Source organism: Caproiciproducens sp., from assembly GCF_053840905.1.
In genome coordinates this window covers 178,585-197,029 of record NZ_JBNLXQ010000006.1, presented here as the reverse complement: position 1 = coordinate 197,029, position 18,445 = coordinate 178,585, and the positions used below count along the sequence as shown (strand labels likewise).

At 59.2% G+C, this 18,445-nt stretch carries 16 protein-coding genes; 12 read left to right on the top strand and 4 right to left on the bottom strand.

Features of this window, described 5'->3' with window-relative positions:
• Positions 1 to 12: 12 nt before the first annotated feature.
• From infB to ACQGQ5_RS08225, 10 genes are all read left to right on the top strand, one after another.
• Positions 13 to 2,517, top strand: a complete 2,505-nt coding sequence (gene infB / locus ACQGQ5_RS08270; RefSeq protein ID WP_455736053.1) for a translation initiation factor IF-2 — start codon at positions 13 to 15, stop codon at positions 2,515 to 2,517.
• A gap of 30 nt (positions 2,518 to 2,547) precedes the next feature.
• Positions 2,548 to 2,898: a 30S ribosome-binding factor RbfA gene (rbfA, locus tag ACQGQ5_RS08265; RefSeq protein ID WP_455736052.1), complete on the top strand. Its 351-nt coding sequence runs from the start codon at positions 2,548 to 2,550 to the stop codon at positions 2,896 to 2,898.
• A complete protein-coding gene (locus ACQGQ5_RS08260; protein WP_455736051.1) occupies positions 2,895 to 3,839 on the top strand; it encodes a DHH family phosphoesterase in 945 nt (314 codons plus the stop codon). Before rbfA ends, ACQGQ5_RS08260 begins: the two co-directional genes overlap by 4 nt.
• Positions 3,840 to 3,866: 27 nt before the next feature.
• Entirely contained in the window at positions 3,867 to 4,781 is a 915-nt protein-coding gene (gene truB, locus ACQGQ5_RS08255) for a tRNA pseudouridine(55) synthase TruB (RefSeq protein ID WP_455736050.1), read from the top strand.
• A 53-nt stretch (positions 4,782 to 4,834) separates the two neighbouring features.
• Positions 4,835 to 5,776 (top strand): riboflavin biosynthesis protein RibF, encoded by a 942-nt coding sequence (gene ribF, locus ACQGQ5_RS08250; RefSeq protein ID WP_455736049.1) that lies wholly within the window; start codon positions 4,835 to 4,837, stop codon positions 5,774 to 5,776.
• A 140-nt stretch (positions 5,777 to 5,916) separates the two neighbouring features.
• Positions 5,917 to 6,180 carry a 30S ribosomal protein S15 gene (gene rpsO / locus ACQGQ5_RS08245; protein ID WP_455736048.1) on the top strand — a complete coding sequence of 88 codons (264 nt, stop codon included), beginning with the start codon at positions 5,917 to 5,919 and terminating at the stop codon, positions 6,178 to 6,180.
• Between the two features lie 175 nt (positions 6,181 to 6,355).
• The gene (locus ACQGQ5_RS08240; RefSeq protein WP_455736047.1) at positions 6,356 to 8,602 is read left to right on the top strand and encodes a polyribonucleotide nucleotidyltransferase; all 2,247 of its coding nucleotides are present in this window, start codon (positions 6,356 to 6,358) and stop codon (positions 8,600 to 8,602) included.
• Between the two features lie 1,474 nt (positions 8,603 to 10,076).
• The gene (proB, locus tag ACQGQ5_RS08235; protein ID WP_455736046.1) at positions 10,077 to 10,877 is read left to right on the top strand and encodes a glutamate 5-kinase; all 801 of its coding nucleotides are present in this window, start codon (positions 10,077 to 10,079) and stop codon (positions 10,875 to 10,877) included.
• Positions 10,878 to 10,896: 19 nt separating this feature from the next.
• A complete protein-coding gene (locus tag ACQGQ5_RS08230; protein WP_455736045.1) occupies positions 10,897 to 12,141 on the top strand; it encodes a glutamate-5-semialdehyde dehydrogenase in 1,245 nt (414 codons plus the stop codon).
• Between the two features lie 18 nt (positions 12,142 to 12,159).
• The gene (locus ACQGQ5_RS08225; protein ID WP_455736044.1) at positions 12,160 to 13,053 is read left to right on the top strand and encodes a hypothetical protein; all 894 of its coding nucleotides are present in this window, start codon (positions 12,160 to 12,162) and stop codon (positions 13,051 to 13,053) included.
• A gap of 3 nt (positions 13,054 to 13,056) precedes the next feature.
• Here ACQGQ5_RS08225 and ACQGQ5_RS08220 read toward each other — a convergent pair whose 3' ends face one another.
• The 3 genes from ACQGQ5_RS08220 to ACQGQ5_RS08210 are packed head-to-tail and all read right to left on the bottom strand — an operon-like array spanning position 13,057 to position 13,990.
• Complete coding sequence (locus tag ACQGQ5_RS08220; protein WP_455736043.1) at positions 13,057 to 13,443, bottom strand: hypothetical protein; 387 nt, start codon at positions 13,441 to 13,443, stop codon at positions 13,057 to 13,059.
• A gap of 10 nt (positions 13,444 to 13,453) precedes the next feature.
• Positions 13,454 to 13,819: a hypothetical protein gene (locus tag ACQGQ5_RS08215; RefSeq protein ID WP_455736042.1), complete on the bottom strand. Its 366-nt coding sequence runs from the start codon at positions 13,817 to 13,819 to the stop codon at positions 13,454 to 13,456.
• Positions 13,820 to 13,990 (bottom strand): hypothetical protein, encoded by a 171-nt coding sequence (locus ACQGQ5_RS08210; RefSeq protein ID WP_455736041.1) that lies wholly within the window; start codon positions 13,988 to 13,990, stop codon positions 13,820 to 13,822. It lies immediately after the preceding gene.
• A gap of 82 nt (positions 13,991 to 14,072) precedes the next feature.
• On the opposite strand from ACQGQ5_RS08210, the gene ACQGQ5_RS08205 reads away from it, so the two are divergent.
• Entirely contained in the window at positions 14,073 to 14,537 is a 465-nt protein-coding gene (locus ACQGQ5_RS08205) for a metallophosphoesterase family protein (RefSeq protein ID WP_455736040.1), read from the top strand.
• A 153-nt stretch (positions 14,538 to 14,690) separates the two neighbouring features.
• Positions 14,691 to 16,388 carry a phospho-sugar mutase gene (locus ACQGQ5_RS08200; RefSeq protein WP_455736039.1) on the top strand — a complete coding sequence of 566 codons (1,698 nt, stop codon included), beginning with the start codon at positions 14,691 to 14,693 and terminating at the stop codon, positions 16,386 to 16,388.
• Positions 16,389 to 17,263: 875 nt separating this feature from the next.
• Here the strand turns inward: ACQGQ5_RS08200 and ACQGQ5_RS08195 are convergent.
• On the bottom strand, positions 17,264 to 18,436 hold the full coding sequence (locus tag ACQGQ5_RS08195) for an NAD(P)-dependent malic enzyme (RefSeq protein WP_455736038.1): 1,173 nt from the start codon (positions 18,434 to 18,436) through the stop codon (positions 17,264 to 17,266).
• Positions 18,437 to 18,445 lie beyond the last annotated feature (9 nt).

The following is an 18,445-nucleotide window of genomic DNA, read 5'->3' as shown; positions in this document are numbered from 1 at the left end:
GGAATTTGATATATGATGATGAAATACAGGGTCCATGAGGTGGCAAAGGATTTGAACGTCCCGAATAAGGACGTCATTGACGCTTTGGAGAAGTATACCGGAGAAACCAAAAAACATATGACGGCTCTCAACGAAGGCGAACTCGACCTCGTTTTTGAGACGTTTACGCAGAAGAACAGCAGCGAAAACCTCGACACGTATTTCGCTCAGGCGGACCGGAAAGAGACCGTGGTGGAGCCGGAAAGGCCGGATGTCATCATCCAGCCGCAGAAGCCCGCGCCCCGTCCGCCCGTACAGCAGGCCCGTGCCCCGCGCCCCGCGCAGGGCGCGCAGCAGCAGCGGCCCGCGGCCCCGGCGCATCCCGCTCAGGGCGCGACGGCCTCCGCTCCGCCCGCGCGCAAGGCCGTAAAGCCGGGCAAGATCACGCCGGTCGGCCCCAGGCCCCCGCAGCAGCACAAGGCTCCCGCGGCGCCCAGACCGCAGCAGAGCACCATGCAGAGAAGGCCGCAGCCGTCCGGCGGCGACTCCGGCAACGCGATCAAACGCACCGAGGGCAGGATCGTAGACACGAGAGCGTCCCATGTGGAGCTTGACAAATACAACGAAAAATACGACCGCCTCGCTTCCGAAAAAATCAACACGGCCAACACCGTGCAGAAGCAGAAGCTGACCCAGCGCAGCTCCCAGTACCGCGGCAGGCCGAGGAATTCCCGCAAGGAGACGGAGGCCGAGCGTCTGCGCCGCATCGCGCTGGAGCGCAAGGCGAAGCCGATCACCATCCAGGTTCCGGAGGAAATTACGGTCGGCGAGCTGGCGCTCCGCCTGAAGGCCACCGCTGCCGAGGTCATCAAGAAGCTGATGGCTCTGGGCGTGTTTGCAGCCGTCAACGACACCGTCGACTTCGACACCGCTTCCCTCGCCGCGATGGAATTCCACGCGAAGGTCGAAAAGGAAGTCGTCGTCACCATTGAGGAACAGATCATCGACGACAGCGAGGACAAGGACGACAACCTTGTGCCGCGCGCGCCGGTCGTGGTTGTCATGGGCCACGTCGACCACGGCAAGACGTCCCTTCTGGACGCCATCCGCCACGCGAACGTCACCGCCTCCGAGGCCGGCGGCATCACCCAGCACATCGGCGCGTACCAGGTAAAGCTGGGCGAGCGCGACGTTACCTTCCTGGACACCCCGGGCCACGCCGCGTTTACCACCATGCGCGCCAGAGGTGCGCAGGTAACGGATATCGCCGTTCTGGTGGTCGCCGCGGACGACGGCATCATGCCGCAGACCGTGGAGGCGATCCACCACGCCAAGGCCGCGGACGTTTCCATTATCGTCGCGATCAACAAAATGGATAAGCCGGGCGCGAACCCGCAGCATGTCATGGAACAGCTGACGGAGTACGACCTTGTTCCGGAGGAATGGGGCGGCGACACGCCGTGCATCCCGGTTTCCGCCGTGAAGAAGACCGGCATCAAGGACCTTCTGGAAATGATCATCCTGACGGCGGACATGAAGGAACTGAAGGCCAATCCGGACCGCGCCGCCAAGGGTACCGTCATTGAGGCAAGGCTGGACAAGGGCCGCGGCCCGATCGCGACCATGCTGGTCCAGAACGGGACCCTCCGCACCGGCGATATCCTTGTCGCCGGCACCACCGTGGGCCGCGTGCGCGCCATGACGGACGCGGACGGGCAGAAGATCGAGCAGGCGGGCCCGAGCGTCCCGGTGGAGATCACCGGCCTTGACGACGTGCCGACCGGCGGCGATATCTTCAACGCCGTGTCCGACGAGCGCCTCGCGAGGGAGCTGGTGGAGCAGCGCCGCACCGAGCTGAAGGAAGAGCGGTTCAACTCCCGCACCAAGGTCACCCTTGACAATCTGTTCGACCAGATGAAGCAGGGCGACATGAAGGAGCTGCAGATCATTGTGAAGGCCGATGTGCAGGGCTCCGTGGAAGCGGTCCGCCAGTCGCTGGAGAAGCTGAGCAACGAGGAAGTCCGCGTCAACGTCATTCACGGCGGCGTGGGCGCGATCAGCGAATCCGACGTCATGCTCGCTTCCGCTTCCAACGCCATTATCGTCGGCTTTAACGTGCGGCCCGACCCGGTCGCCGAGGAAAACGCCAAGCGCGACGGCGTGGATATGCGCCTGTACCGCATCATCTACGACTGTATCGACGAAATCGAGTCCGCCCTGAAGGGGATGCTCGCGCCGAAATTCCGCGAACTGCCCCTGGGCAAGGCCGAGTGCCGCGAGGTCTATAAAATCACCAATGTGGGTACCATCGCGGGCGCCCATGTTACGACGGGCAAAATCACCCGCGCCGCACAGATTCGCGTCGTGCGCGACGGAATTGTCATCACGGAGGATAAGATCGCTTCCCTGCGCCGTTTCAAGGACGACGTGAAAGAGGTCGCCGAGGGCTACGACTGCGGCATCGGTCTGGAGCGCTTCAACGACATCAAGGAAGGGGACGTTCTGGAAGCCTTTGTGATGGAGGAATACAGGGACTGATCCCGAAAGGGTAAGATACGGAGGTAGAAAATGGCCAGCCACAGAATGGGACGGACGACCGAGGATATCAAAAGGGAGCTGACGGCAATCTTCCGCGAGCTGAAAGACCCGCGGGTACAGGGGCTGATCAGTATTGTCCGGGTGGACGTCACGAGCGATTTGTCTTACTGTACGGTTTTTGTCAGCGCAATGGAGGGGATGGAGCGGGCGAAGCAGGCCGTTACCGGCCTGAAATCGGCGTCCGGCTTTATCCGTCACGAGCTTGGCGCGCGGCTTGAGCTCAGGCATGTGCCGGAGCTTACCTTCAAAGCGACCGACTCCATCGAGTACAGCGCGAATATTTCGCGGATGCTCAACGATTTAAGGGGTGATAAAAAATGATAACCCGAAGCGAGGCGGCCGATTTTCTGCGGGAAGCCGACCGTATCCTTATTTTAAGCCACCAGTATCCGGACGGCGACACCCTGGGCGCCGCCACGGCGCTTTGCCGGGGACTGCAGAAAATGGGCAAACACGCCATGATCCGCTGTTCCGACGAGATCGTGCCGAAATACCGGTACCTTTTCAGCGGCGTGGAAGAGGAGACGTTTTCCCCCGAAACGGTCGTCGCGGTGGATATCGCCGACCTGCAGCTGATCGGGGAACCGAACCAGAGCCTTTACGGGGACAAAATCGACCTCTGCATCGACCATCACCCTTCGAACTCCGATTACGCGAAGCGCACCTGCCTGGACGCGAAAGCGGCCGCCACCTGCGAAATCATTTTCGACCTGCTCAATCTGCTGGGCGTCGAAATGGATTCCGCGATCGCGGATTGCCTTTACACGGGCATCACGACGGACACCGGCTGCTTCAAATACATCAACGTGACCCCGGCCACCTACCGTATTGCCGCGGACCTTGTTGAAAAAGGCGCCGACGGGCATCGGATCAACCGCGTGATGTTCGACACGAAAAGCCGCGCGCGCATCGATATGGAGCGCCGCGTCATGGATACGATCCGCTATTTTTACGACAACCGCGTCGCGGTCATTAAAATTACCAACGAGATGATCGCAAGCACCGGCGCGACGGAGGGCGACATCGAGGGGCTGGCCTCCATCCCCCGCGCCATCGAGGGCGTGGCCATCGGCGTGACCATCCGCGAAAAGGCGGACGGCGGGTACAAGATTTCCCTGCGGGCCCAGCCGCCGCAGAACGCTTCCGAAATCTGCGCCGTTTTCGGCGGCGGCGGACACGCGGGAGCGGCGGGATGCACCTTTAACACCACCCTGGAGGAAGCCGAGGCGCAGATGCTCGCGGAGATCGGCAGGCATCTTTAAAAACACGGAGACGGCGGGAGGGAAGCCATGAACGGGGTCATCGTAATAGACAAGCCGCAGGACTTCACCTCGTTTGACGTGGTGGCGGTGATGCGCCGCCTCTGCGGACAGAAGAAAATCGGCCACACCGGCACCCTTGACCCGATGGCCACCGGGGTTCTGCCCCTGCTTTTGGGAAAAGCGACGCGGGCGGCTTCGCTTCTGGACGACACGGACAAGGAGTACCGCGCCGGTTTTCAGCTTGGGTACCGCACCGACACACAGGATATTACCGGCAAAAAGCTGCAGGAATGCGGCGAAAGGGTCCAAAAGGCCCAAATAGAAGCCGTACTGCCTTATTTCCGCGGAAATATCTGGCAGATTCCGCCGATGTACTCTGCGGTGCAGAAAAACGGACAGCGGCTTTACACCCTTGCGCGGCAGGGGATAGAGGTGGAGCGCGACAAGCGCCCGGTTACGATTTATGAGCTGATTCTGAATGAATTTGACGAAAACACGCAGAGCGGCGCGCTGACCGTGCGCTGCTCCGCGGGAACCTATATACGGACTCTCTGCGCGGATATCGGCGAAAGGCTGGGGACGTTCGGTGTGATGTCCTCGCTGAGGAGGACGCGGGCCGCCGGATTTTCGCTGAAGGACGCGGTTTCGCTGGACGAGGCGAAGCGGCTTTCCGAACAGGGGACGCTGGAGCGGATGGTCCGGCCGACCGAAAGCCTGTTTTCCGGCCGCCCCGCGCTGCGGGTGACGGGCGCGCAGGCGCGGCGGTTCTGCAACGGCGGCGCGCTCAGTCTGGAACGCCTTCCGGGGCTGCCGGGGGACGGAACGGACGGCGCCTTTCTGCGCGTGCTCTCCCCCGAAGGAAGCTTTCTGGGGCTGGGGACCGTCGACAGGGAGAAAGCGGAGCTTTCCGTGCTTCGGCTTTTCTATGAGGAAGGGAACTGATTTTGGCGGAAAGGACCGCGGATTTTGCAAGTCTTGATACTGGAGAAGAATGCATGATGAACGTTTACTACGATTTGACGCCCGCTTTCGGCGATTCCGCCGTTGCGCTGGGCAGCTTTGACGGTTTGCATATCGGTCACAAAAAAGTGATTTCCACAGCGGTGGAGGCGAAGAAGAAGGGCCTTGTCCCAACGGTGCTCACCTTCGCGCACAACCCGCTCACCGATCTGGGCGGAAGCGCGGGCGGGGAGATCATTACGCAGGAGCAGAAAATCCGCCTGCTGGAGGAATTCGGCGTGGAACAGATGTACATTCTGAATTTTTCGGCGGTGAAGGATTTGTCAGCGGAGGAATTCGTCGGCCAGATCCTGCAAAGGGTCTGCCGAGCGAAAAAAGTCTGCTGCGGGTTCAACTTCACGTTCGGGCGCGGCGGAAAAGGGGACAGCAAGCTGCTTTCCCGCCTCTGCGGGGAGCGGGGCATGGAAACCGCCGTGACCCACGCCGTCCTGCTGGACGGCGAGCCCGTCAGCTCCACGCGCATCCGCTCCGTGATCGCGAACGGCGACGTGGACGAGGCGGCAAGGCTGCTGGGCCGGCCCTACGGGTACGTCCTGCCGGTCCTGCACGGGCGGCGGCTCGGGCGGGTGCTGGGCACCCCCACGCTGAACCAGGCGGTGCCGAAGGACTTTGTCCTTCCGCGTTTCGGCGTTTATATTTCCAGAGTGTTTTTCGGCGGGGAGCGGTACTGCGGCGTTACCAATGTGGGGATCAAGCCGACGGTGGGATCGCCCGCCGTCCTGGCGGAAACCTGGCTGACCGACTACCACGGGCCCGACATCTACGGCGAGACCGTGCGGGTGGACCTGATCCGGTTCCTCCGCCCGGAGCGCAAATTTGCCGGATTGGACGAGCTGAAAGCGGAAATACTGAAAAACGGGGAGCAGGCCAGGGAATATTTCCGGAAAAACGGCGGTTTTTCCTCCGACGCGTCATAAAATGATTTACAAACCAAAACCGGCATGTTATAATAATACAACGTTATGCCCCTTTCCCGGATTCAGGAGTAAGCCCCTTTGGGGAATTCACCGGCCTTTTTCTGTGACTGAGGGTTAATTGATGAAAGGGTGGAAACACTATGTTAAAAGAAGAAAAAACAGCGATTATTAAAGAGTACGCCACGCATGAGGGCGACACGGGTTCCGCGGAGGTTCAGATCGCGGTTCTCACCAAGAGGATCAACGACCTGACAGAGCACCTGAAGACCCATCAGAAGGATCACCATTCCCGCCGCGGTCTGCTGAAGATGGTCGGCTCAAGAAGGAGCCTGCTCAACTATTTGCAGAAAGTTGATATTGAGCGCTATCGTACGATTATTGCCAAGCTTGGTATCCGCAAGTAATTACAGTTTGTTCGGGCAGGCGGTGCAAACCGCCTGCCTTTAGGCTTTTTGTGAACAACCGTAAATTTTATGGGAAGACGCGGGACTTAGCAGTGAAACGAACAGCCGGGCTCCGGATGCTGGTTTTATTGCTAAACCTGTTACCTCCCGTATCAAATAAAAATGGAGGAACAATATGTTTGAAAATTTTAAGGTTTACGAGACGGACTTTGCCGGACGCCCGCTGGTGATCGAGACCGGGAAAATGGGACAGCTTGCGAACGGCGAATGCCTGGTCCGCTACGGCGAGACCGTCGTCCACGTTGCGGCGACCGCGTCCGCAAAACCCCGCGAGGGCGTGGATTTCTTCCCGCTTTCTGTCGATTTTGAGGAAAAGCTCTATTCCGTCGGCCGGATTCCGGGCTCCTACATTAAGCGCGAGGGCCGCCCGAGCGAAAGGGCGGTGCTGACCTCCCGCGTGATCGACCGCCCGATCCGCCCGCTGTTCCCGAAGGATATGCGCAACGACGTTTCCGTCGTCGCCACGGTGATGTCGGTCGACCACGACTGCGCGCCGGAAATCGCCGCCATGGTGGGTACCTCCATTGCGCTCAGCGTTTCCGATATCCCGTGGAAGGGTCCGATCTCCGGCGTTTCCGTCGGCTATGTGGACGGGCAGTACGTGATCAACCCGACCTCGGAGCAGCGCAAGGTTTCCAAAATGGCCGTCACCGTCGCCTCCACCGATTCCCGCATCGCCATGATCGAGGCGGGCGCGGACATCGTCAGCGACGAAGTGATGTACAACGGCATTATGGCCGGGCACGAGGCCAACCAGAAGATCATTACGTTTATCAAGGGGATTCAGGCCGAAATCGGCAAAGAGAAATTTTCCTATCCCAGCAACGAGCCGGACGAGGAAATGCTCAGCGCCGTCAAAGAATTTGCGATGGACGAGGTCAAGGCCGCGCTGGACACCGACGACAAGACCGTGCGCGACGCAAGGCTGAAGCCGGTTTATGAAATGGTACATGAGAAATTCGACGAGATTTACCCCGATCAGGCGGCCAAGATCGACGAGTGCATGTACAAAACGCAGAAATATGTCGTCCGCCGCTGGCTGCTCGACGAGAAGAAACGCGTGGACGGCAGAGGAATGGACGACATGCGCCCGCTCGCCGCGGAGGTCGACCTTCTGCCGCGCGTACACGGCTCCGGCATGTTTACCAGAGGGCAGACCCAGGTTCTGACCGTCGCCACCCTCGGTCCCGTCAGCGACAGCCAGATGCTGGACGGCATTGACGAGGAAACAAGCAAACGCTATATCCACCAGTATAATTTCCCGTCCTACTCCGTAGGCGAGACAAAACCGAGCCGCGGCCCGGGCCGCCGCGAAATCGGCCACGGCGCGCTTGCCGAAAGGGCGCTCGTGCCGGTCATCCCGTCCGTTGAGGAGTTCCCGTACGCCTACCGCCTTGTTTCCGAGGTGCTGTCCTCCAACGGCTCCACCTCCCAGGCTTCCATCTGCGGCTCCACGCTGGCCCTGATGGCCGCCGGCGTGCCGATCAAGGCGCCTGTCGCCGGTATTTCCTGCGGGCTTATCACCGAGGGCGACCGCTGGATGACCATGGTCGATATTCAGGGGCTTGAGGACTTCTTCGGCGACATGGACTTTAAGGTTGCCGGTACGCACGAAGGCATTACCGCTATTCAGATGGACCTGAAGATCGACGGCCTTACCCCCGAAATGGTCAGGGAAGCGCTGGAGAAAACCCACCGCGCAAGGGATTATATCCTTGACGAGGTCATCCTCAAGGCGATTCCGGAGCCGCGCAAGGAGCTTTCCAAGTACGCCCCGAAAATGCTGTCCACCCTGATTCCGGTTGAAAAGATCCGCGAGGTGATCGGCAGCGGCGGCAAGGTGATCCAGAAGATCTGCGCCGAGTGCGACGTGAAGGTCGATGTGGAAGAGGACGGACACGTGTTCGTTTCCGGTATCGACGCCGAAAACTGCCAGCGCGCAATGACCATTATCGATACGATCGTGAACGACCCCGAGCCGGGCGCGATTTACAACGGCAAGGTGACCCGTCTGATGGACTTCGGCGCGTTTGTGGAAATTGCGCCGGGCAAAGAGGGCCTTGTGCATATTTCCCGTCTGGACGTCAAGCGCACCGAGAAGGTGACCGACGTCGTCAACGTCGGCGACGAAATCATGGTCAAGGTGCTGGAAATAGACGACAAGGGCCGGCTGAACCTTTCCCGCCGCGACGCTCTGATCGAGGTGGAGGGCCTTACCCCGGAAAACGAGATTTCCGATTCTCCCCGCCGTCCCGCGCCGCGCCGCGACGACCGCCGCCGTGATGACCGCCGTGACGACCGTCCCCGTGCAAGCAACGGCTTTATCGCGAACACCAACAAGCCGCGCGAACCGAAGGACTAAGCGGAATCAACTTCATTTTATAAAAGAGAACTCCCGGAGGACAATTCCGGGAGTTTTTTATTTGCAGAGGAAATTTTTCCGCCTGGTTCCGGGGGGAATGAGGGACTCCCCCAGCCGCTTCGCGGCAGCCCCCTCGGGGAGAGGGCCGAACCCCTGCCTCCCTCTGTGAGGGAGGTGGCGCGCCCGGCGCGTCGAAGGGAGTTTCGGAGCATCAGACTTCGATTGAACGTAAACTGATTGGAAGCATCGCCGTAGGCGCTTGCCGACCGCATGGTCCGGGGGGAGGGACGGCCTCCGCCCGGCCAAGCATATGTTAAACTCCTCCACCAAGTGGCGGCCCCTTCAAAAATGGGGGCCGGGTTGTAATCTTTCAGTCAGGGACCCTATATCGGACTCCCTCAGTCAGGCTTCGCCTGCCAACTCCCTCAAAGAGGGAGCCTAAAGAGAGCGACCCCCCTGCCCCCCTCCGTGAGGGAGGTGGCGCGCCCGGCGCGTCGAAGGGAGTTTCGGAGCATCAGACTTCGATTGAACGTAAACTGATTGGAAGCATCGCCGTAGGCGCTTGCCGACCGCATGGTCTGCCCTCAGGCCGGGCGGGCCCCTACTTTCGATCTTGTACGAAAGTAGGCAAAGTACGCGCAGGGGGATTTTTAATTCCCGGCGGGAGGGTTCCATAAAATCCCCCTGCACCCCCGGGGTATCCCCAAAGTGCCTTTGTGTGGCACGATACTGCTGTGGTTTTCATTGACGGGGTACGGGAAGGCAGGATTTGGCCCCCTCCTCGAGGGGGCTGGCAGGCGGAGCCTGACTGGGGGAGTCAGACTACTCTCATCTTAGATAAGAACATCGCCGCAGGCGCCTGCCGACCGCATGGTCCGGGGGGAGGGACGGCCTCCGCCCGGCCAAGCATATGTTAAACTCCTCCACCAAGTGGCGGCCCCTCAAAAACGGGGCCGAAAAAAGAAGTTTTCAAGGAATTAAAAATTTAACACAAAAAGGACCGGCGGGAAAAGCCAAAATGGGGGACTCTCGCCGCCGGCCTTCCTGCGGCAAGGCACAAAAAAACGCCGTACAGGAAAAATTTCCATATACAACGTCGCCAAAGTGCCGCGGACCCAAGATACCCCCTGTACAAAATGGAGAACAGGCGGTATAATAGTAACCGCAAAGCGCTGAGTATTCAGCTGTGTATGGAGAGTGTGCTCCGTATGCAGGGCGGTTGGTATTCCCGTACCTTCCGCCTGCTTTGCACTTTTTATTCGTGCCTTACGAATCGATTATAGCGCGTTTTTTTCATTTGTGCAATAGATAATGGAAAAATAGGAAAAAATAAGGGAATGGATCGGGCCGCGCCGCTTTTGCCCGAAAAAGCGCCGGGGTTTGCGGAATTTTCCGTTTGTTTAAAAGATATTTCTTCAAAATCCAAGCGGATTATGGTATAATTTAAGGTATAAAATTTTTAGGAGAATGAAACATGTCGGCTGTAACACAGGCAAAAAGAATCGTCGTGAAGGTGGGTACCTCCACCCTTACTTACGAAAACGGGAAACTGAACCTGCGCAGGATGGAAACGCTGTGCAAGGTGCTGACCGATCTTCAGAGCGCGGGCAGGGAAATCGTCCTTGTCACTTCCGGGGCGATCGGCGTCGGCGTCGGAAAGCTCGGGCTGCCGGAACGGCCGCCGGAAACGGAGAAAAGACAGGCGATCGCCGCGGTGGGCCAGTGCGAGCTGATGTTCATGTACGATAAGCTGTTCGGCGAGTACAACCAGACGGTCGCGCAGGTGCTGCTGACCGGGGACGTGGTCGCGAACGAGCACAACAAGCAAAATACCCAGAACACCTTTAGCGAACTGATCAAAATGAGAATTATCCCGGTCGTCAACGAAAACGACTCCGTCGCCATCGACGAGCTGCTGGGCAGCAATTTCGGCGACAACGACACCCTGTCCGCAACGGTCGCCGCTCTGGTGGACGCGGACCTGCTGGTCATCCTGACGGACATCGACGGCCTGTACGACGCGAATCCCCGCGTGGACCCCGAAGCAAAGCGCATCCCCTATGTGGCGCAGGTCACGGACGAGGTCCGCGCGCTGGCGGGCGGGACCGGCTCCAACCGCGGGACGGGCGGAATGAGCACCAAGGTGAGCGCGGCCGCGATCGCGAACGAGGCGGGCATCCCCTGCTGCGTGATGAGCGGCGCGGACCCGAGGACGCTGTACCGGCTTTTCGACGGTGTACAAATAGGGACACTTTTCGGCACGAAAAAGCAGTAAGATAAGAAGGGGTGATATCATGACCGTTTTAGAACAAATGGGGAAAAACGCGAAGGAAGCCGCCCGCGTTCTTGCCTCGGCGGGCGCGAAGAAAAACACCGCGCTTTCCGCGATGGCGGCGGCGATTGAAAACGGGGAAAACGAAATCCTTTCCGAAAACGAAAAGGATCTGAAAGCCGCCCGGGAAAACGGCATGAGCGAATCCCTGCTGGACCGGCTGACGCTGAACCCCGCCAGGATCAGGGGGATGGCGGAGGGAATCCGCGGCGTAGCGGCGCAGACCGATCCGATCGGGACGGTGGTGGGCGGCGGCGTGCGGCCCAACGGCCTGAAAATTGAGCAGGTGCGCGTGCCGCTCGGCGTCATCGGCATTATTTACGAAGCAAGGCCCAACGTCACGGCGGACGCCGCGGCGCTCTGCCTGAAGGCGGGGAACGCGGTCATTCTGCGCGGCGGCAAGGAAGCCATCCGCTCCAACACCCGCATTGCCGAAATCATGCGCGCCGCAACAGAGGAAGCCGGGCTGCCGAAAGACAGCATCCAGCTGGTACGGGACACCAGCCGCGCGTCCTCTGTGGAAATGATGCAGCTTACCGGAATGATCGACGTGCTGATCCCGCGCGGGGGCCGGGGGCTGATTCAGTCCGTGGTCCGGAATTCCCGCGTGCCGGTGATCGAGACCGGCTCGGGCAACTGCCACGTCTATGTGGACGATTCCGCCGATATCGATATGGCGGCGAATATTATTGATAACGCAAAGACCTCGCGCCCGTCCGTCTGCAACGCGATCGAGACCGTGCTTGTCCACCGGGACATCGCCGAAAAGGCGCTGCCGGCCATCAAGGCGCGGCTCGACGGGAAGAACGTGGAAATCCGCGGCTGCGGGCGGACGAGGGAGATCCTCGGCCCCGGCGTGATTCCCGCGGTGGAAGAGGACTGGGCGACCGAATATCTGGATTATATCCTCGCGGTCAAGGTGGTAGGCGGCATCGACGAGGCGATTGAGCATATCGCGCGGTATTCCAGCGGCCACAGCGAGGCGATCGTGACAAAAAGCTATGAAAACGCGCAGAAATTCACGGAGCAGGTGGATTCCGCGGCGGTGTACGTCAACGCTTCCACCCGTTTTACCGACGGGGGCGAATTCGGGCTGGGCGCGGAAATCGGCATTTCCACGCAGAAGCTGCACGCGCGCGGGCCGATGGGCGCGAATGAACTGACGTCTACGAAGTTTATTATCAGCGGCAGCGGCCAAATAAGATAGAATACGGAGTATTTTTAAATGAGTAAAAAACAGCGAAGGAAGATAGAGGGGTTCTCGGCCGACTACCGCGGCGTGTACGGCGACAAACCGGCGGAACAGCCGGAGACCGCGGAGCCGCCGCAGGATATTGAAATCGACGATTTCCTGCCGGAGGAGCAGCAGGACGAGGGCGAGGAGCTTTTGACCAAATGGGACGACGGGCTGGAGCCGGAGCCGGAAGAACCGGAGGTGCCGGAAAGACCCGCCGGGACGGTACGGCGCAGGCGGCGCCGCTACGGAGTGGCGGTCGGCGCGCTGGTGCTGATCCTCGCGCTGGTCGGCGTCGGGTTCATTGCCGCCGCCATCGGGAAAAGCATCTATTTCGCGGCGACCGACGACAGCAAGCTGCGCGTCTACGATTCCTTCCTCACCACCGTCGTGATGCAGGACCCGAAGCCCTTCGCGTCCCCCGATAAGGCCGACGAGGAGTTTGTCCTGAACGCTTCCCTGTGGAAAACCATCACGGAAAACAACGGGACCAATTACAACAGCTACGACGACACGGGCAGAATCCTGGTCCCGCTCGGCGACGTGGTGGACTCCTGCCGCGCGCTGTTCGGCCCGGACTGTCAGCTTCAGCCGAAAACGCCCGCAGAGGAAACCTTCTTTGAGTACAATTCGGAGGAAAACCAGTTCCACGTGGCGCTGTACTCTTCGGACAGCAGCTTTCTGCCCTATACGGAGAGCGCGAAAAAACAGGGCGACAGTACCGTTCTGCATGTCGGCTACGTTTCGCCCAGCGATACGTGGCGCACACAGACGACCAGTGCCGTCGCCGCTCCTACCCCCACCAAATATATGGATTACGTGCTGAAAACCGACCCCTCTACCGGGCAGGAATATATTTACGCCATCCAGGCCCCGGAGGGCTGACGGTCACAGAACCAGATACATCAGCGCGAAAACCAGCCCGATGTCGGCCTTTTCCTCCGTCAGCAGAAGAATCAGCACCAGAAGCAGCGTGCGCTCGCTGTCGCTCATCAGGCTGTCGAAAATATCCTTGACGGGGGTAAGCGGGCCGTAGGACGGCTCGCGTTCGCGCTGCTGCCCGGCTTCCGGCGCGGGAACATGCTGCGGGGCCGGAGTAGGGGCGCTGTGCTGCTGCGGGGCCGGGGAAGGCTGCGCAGCGGGCGCGGCCGGCGGACCGGGCGCGCTTTGGTTCAGCGGCGGGGCGGGGACCCGGGCCCTCGCCTGCATTTCCCGCGCCCTGCGGATCGCGTCCTGCTGCAGGCGCTGAAAATCATAAGGATAATTATCAGCCATGATTTACACCTCAGAATATTCCGCTGCTTTTGAAAAGAGGAAGGAGCCGCATCAACTGCAAAAGCTTGATGGCCTCATCAAGCTTTTTTTGACGCTCCTCGCTGAGAAGGGGCCGCAGGGCGTGCAGAAACCTTGTGCTGTCGTCTTCCTGACGGAAGCTGGAAAGCAGCGGCGCGATTTTTGTCATCATTTGCAGAGCATCGGCGTCGATCCCGAGCGGAGAACCGCCGTCGGGCGGCTCCGGTGGGGGAGCGTCGCCGTCTGCCGCCGGCTCCGCCGCCGCGCCGCCCAACAGGCCGTTGGCAAGCCCCTTGAGCTTATCCATGGCACCCGGACTCTTTAACAGCTCACTGAGCATAGCGGCAAGATCGTCCATTTATTTTCCTCCCGAAAATTTCTTTAAAAGTTCCTGAGCCTGTGGTGTGCTGAGTATTTTTTCCGTAGCGGTTTTGTCGGCAAGCACATCCTGCAGCTTCTTGCGGTCCGTCGGACTAAGCTGGTTGATCAGGCTTTCCAGCAGCTGTTTTTGTGCATCGTTGTTTGGCATACAATCACCCCGCTATCATTGTATGATGCGGGAGTTTCATATATGACGGCGGAAAGCCGCCGCCATTCGGAGGTTTTTTAAAATGCGGATTTTAGTGGTTTCAGACACGCACAGGGACGCGTACGCCCTGCGCGAGGCAATTTTAAAACAGCCCGCCGCCGAGGTGGTCATCCACCTGGGGGACGGGGCGGAGGAAGCACAGGAAATCCAGAGCAGCTTCCCTGAAAAAATGTTTCTTCTGGTGCGCGGGAACTGCGACTGGGGTTCCACGCTGCCGGTGGACGGGGACATCACCCTTTCCGGCAAGCATATTTTCTATACTCATGGTTATACCTATAATGTTAAATACGGATTGTATACGGCAACTGAGGCGGCGCGGAGCCGCAAGGCGGACATCCTTTTGTTCGGCCACACCCATTACGCGATGACGGATTACGAGGACGGGCTGTATATCATGAATCCCGGCAGCCTGAACGGGAGCCGGGGCACTTACGGAATCCTCGATATTACGAAGAACGGCGTCGTCACAAATATCGTGAAAATCTGATTGACACTTTTCGGAACAAATGGTAATCTTAATGGGAATTAAAAACTCTGAAATCCCCGGGCCCGCCGGGAGCGGCTCCCTCCGGCGCACCCCCAAGGGGGCTGCCGCAAAGACAGGCGATGGAGTTCTATATTTTGGAAAGGAATGTTTTTCATGACGGAATATGAAAGATGGCTCAATACGAAGCTGGACGACCCGGACTTGACCGAAGAACTGGAAAAAATTCAGAATCAGCCCGAAGAGATCAACGACCGTTTCTACCGCAATCTGGAATTCGGCACCGGCGGCCTGCGCGGCGTGATCGGCGCGGGCACCAACCGGATGAATGTTTATACCGTCCGCAAGGCGACGCAGGGCCTTGCCAATTATCTGAACAAGCACGGAAAGTCGCCGTCCGTGGCGATCGCGTACGACAGCCGCATCAAATCGGATGTTTTCGCGCGCGAAAGCGCCGCGGTGCTGGCCGCGAACGGGATTCAGGCGCATATTTATCCGTGGCTTTCCCCGACGCCCACGCTTTCTTACGCGGTGCGTTATCTGCACTGTGACGCGGGCATCTGCATTACCGCCAGCCACAACCCCGCAAAATATAACGGGTACAAGGCTTACGGCAGCGACGGCTGCCAGATCGCCCTTGAAATGGCGGACGAGGTTTTAAGTGAGATCAACAGCCTTGATATTTTCGACGACGTAAAGCGCGTAAATTTTGACGACGCCGTAAAAGCGGGAACCGTCAGCTATATTCCGGACGAAGTGATCGATTCCTTCCTGGAAGAAGTGATGAAACAGCGGGTCTTTACGGAAAAATGCGAGGGGCTGAAGGTGGTCTACACGCCGCTGAACGGGACGGGGCGCGTCTGTGTCACCCGGATCCTGGACAAAATCGGCGTGAAGGACGTTGCCGTCGTGCCGGAGCAGGAATTCCCGGACGGCACCTTTGCCACCTGCCCGTTTCCGAACCCGGAAATCAAAGAGGCGCTGCAGAAGGGGCTTGACCTTTGCGAGAAGGTACAGCCGGACCTGCTGCTTGCCACCGATCCGGACTGCGACCGCTGCGGGATCGCCGTCAACCAGCACGGCAAGTTCATCCTGATGAGCGGCAACGAGGTGGGCGTGCTTCTGCTCGACTTTATCGCCCGCGGCCGCCTGCAGAACGGTACCATGCCGAAAAATCCCGTGGCGGTGACCACCATTGTCAGCACCGACATGACGGCGGCTGTCGCAAAGGACTACGGAATCGAGCTGCGGCACGTGCTGACCGGGTTCAAATACATCGGCGACCAGATCGCCCTTCTGGAGGAGAACGGGGAAGCCGACCGCTATATCTTCGGTTTTGAGGAGAGCTACGGCTATCTTTCCGGCGGGTATGTCCGCGACAAGGACGCTGTGGACGCCAGTATGCTGATCTGCCAGATGGCTTACGATTACCGTAAAAAGGGCATGACCCTTGTGGACGCGATGGACGCGCTTTATCAGAAATACGGCTACTACGAAAACAGCCAGGTCAGCTTCGGCTTTGAGGGCGAGGACGGGATGATCCGGATGGACTGCATCATGGAGAACCTGCGCGCAAACGCGCCGAAGGAGATCGTCGGATGCGGGGTCGCCGGCTGGAGCGACTACAAAACCTCAAAGCGGTGTGACGGCGGCACCATGAGCGATATTTTGCTGCCGAAATCCAACGTGCTGGAGTACCGGCTGGAAAACGGGAGCAAGCTGACGGTGCGCCCCAGCGGGACGGAACCGAAAATCAAGATTTACATTTCGGCTATGGGCGCGGATAAGGAAAAATCGACGGCGCTGGTGGAGAAACTGAAGGATACGGCGCCCGGCGCTTTGGGAATCGGTTAAAAAATAAATTTTAAATAAACGAGAAAAAAGGTTGACAAAATCAAAATTTTAGGATATACTAAGAATAGTATACAGTACGAACAATCGTGGTTTGCGCGATATATTGGAATTAGCGCCATGCATCTTGCATACTGTCCATGTGGGCGGTAAGGTCTGTATAGGTTGAGAGGTTAAGGATTTTTTCCTTAACCTCTTTTTTGACGTAAAAATGCCGTATCTGTCAGACTCCCTCCAGACCATGCGGTCGGCAGTCATGAGTGAAACTCCTTCCGTCGCGCCGGGCGCGGACCATGCGGTCAGCAGTTGTATGTTGAATCGGTTTTAGAGGACCCCGAAACAAATCCCTCTAAGAGGGAGGCAGGGGATTCGGCTCCCTCTTTGAGGGAGTCCCCCCGCTTTTCCGTACCTCCGTCAATGAAGACCATAGCAGTATCGTGCCACACAAAGGTACTTTGGGGATAACCCGGGGGTGCAGGGGGATTTTATGGGACCCTCCCGCCGGGAATTAAAAATCCCCCTGCGCGTCCTTTGCCTACTTTCGGACAAGAGCGAAAGCAGGGGCCCGCCCGGCCTGAGGGCAAAGCTAATGTTCAGCTCCTACTTGCGGCGATGCTCTAATGTAGCAGGCGGAGACTCCTTCCGTCGCGCCGGGCGCGGATCATGCGGTCGGCATGCGCCTACGGCGACGCTTCCAATTGACTTACGTTAAATCGGGAGTGGAGTGCTCCGAGACTCCCTCCGTCGCGCCGGGCGCGACACCTCCCTCAAAGAGGGAGGCAGAGGGGATTTGGAGTCAGCAGGACGAGCAAATCTTCGGCCCAAACCTCAAAAAAGCCCTTTCTCTGAAAAGAGAAAGGGCTTTTGGCGAACAGATATCAGATTCTTGCCACGCCGGTTTTACGGGCGGCTTCCGCGACGGCCTTCGAAACAGCGGCGGCCACGCTGCGGTCGAGCGCGCTCGGGATGATGTACTCCGCGGAAAGCTTATCGTCGGTGACGAAGCCTGCGATCGCGTAAGCCGCGGCGATCTTCATCTCATCGTTGATATCGCTTGCGCGGACGTCCAGCGCTCCGCGGAAAATGCCGGGGAAAGCCAGAACGTTGTTGATCTGGTTCGGGAAATCGCTGCGGCCGGTACCGACCACCGCGGCGCCCGCTTCAAGAGCCAGGTCGGGCATGATTTCCGGCGTCGGGTTCGCCATGGGGAACAGGATGGGGTCTTTGTTCATGCTCCTGACCATTTCCTGGGTCACGCAGCCCGGAGCGGAAACGCCGATGAACACATCCGCGCCCTTGAGCACGTCCGCAAGGCTGCCGCTGCGCTTGCTGCGGTTGGTGATCGCGGCCATTTCCTTCTTTTCGGCGTTGAGACCCTCGCGGCCCTCATAAATGGCGCCGCTGCGGTCGCACATGATGACGTCCTTCAGGCCGAGCGCGATCAGCAGCTTGATGATGGCGATCCCCGCCGCGCCCGCGCCGCTGGTGACGACCCGGATTTCGTCAAGCTTCTTTCCGGTGAGCTTCAGCGCGTTGAGCATGGCGGCAAGGGTGACGACCGCGGTGCCGTGCTGGTCGTCGTGGAAAATCGGAATATCGCAGCACTCTTTCAATTTTCTTTCGATTTCAAAACAGCGGGGAGCGGAGATATCCTCCAGATTGACGCCGCCGAAGCTGCCCGCGAGCAGACGGACGGTGTTGACGATGTCGTCCACTTCCTTGGAACGGACGCAGAGAGGAATCGCGTCCACGTCGCCGAAAGCCTTAAACAGGGCGCATTTGCCCTCCATGACCGGCATGCCCGCTTCCGGGCCGATGTCGCCGAGCCCGAGCACCGCGGTGCCGTCGGTGACAACCGCCACAAGGTTGGAGCGGCGGGTCAGTTCGTAACTTTGGTTGACATCCTTTTGAATTTCAAGGCAGGGCTGGGCAACGCCGGGGGTGTAAGCGAGCGACAGATCGTCGCGCGTGTTCAGCGGCGCGCGGCAGACGACCTCAATCTTGCCTTTCCATTCGCGGTGAAGTCTGAGCGATTCCTTTGCGTAATCCATTTATATACA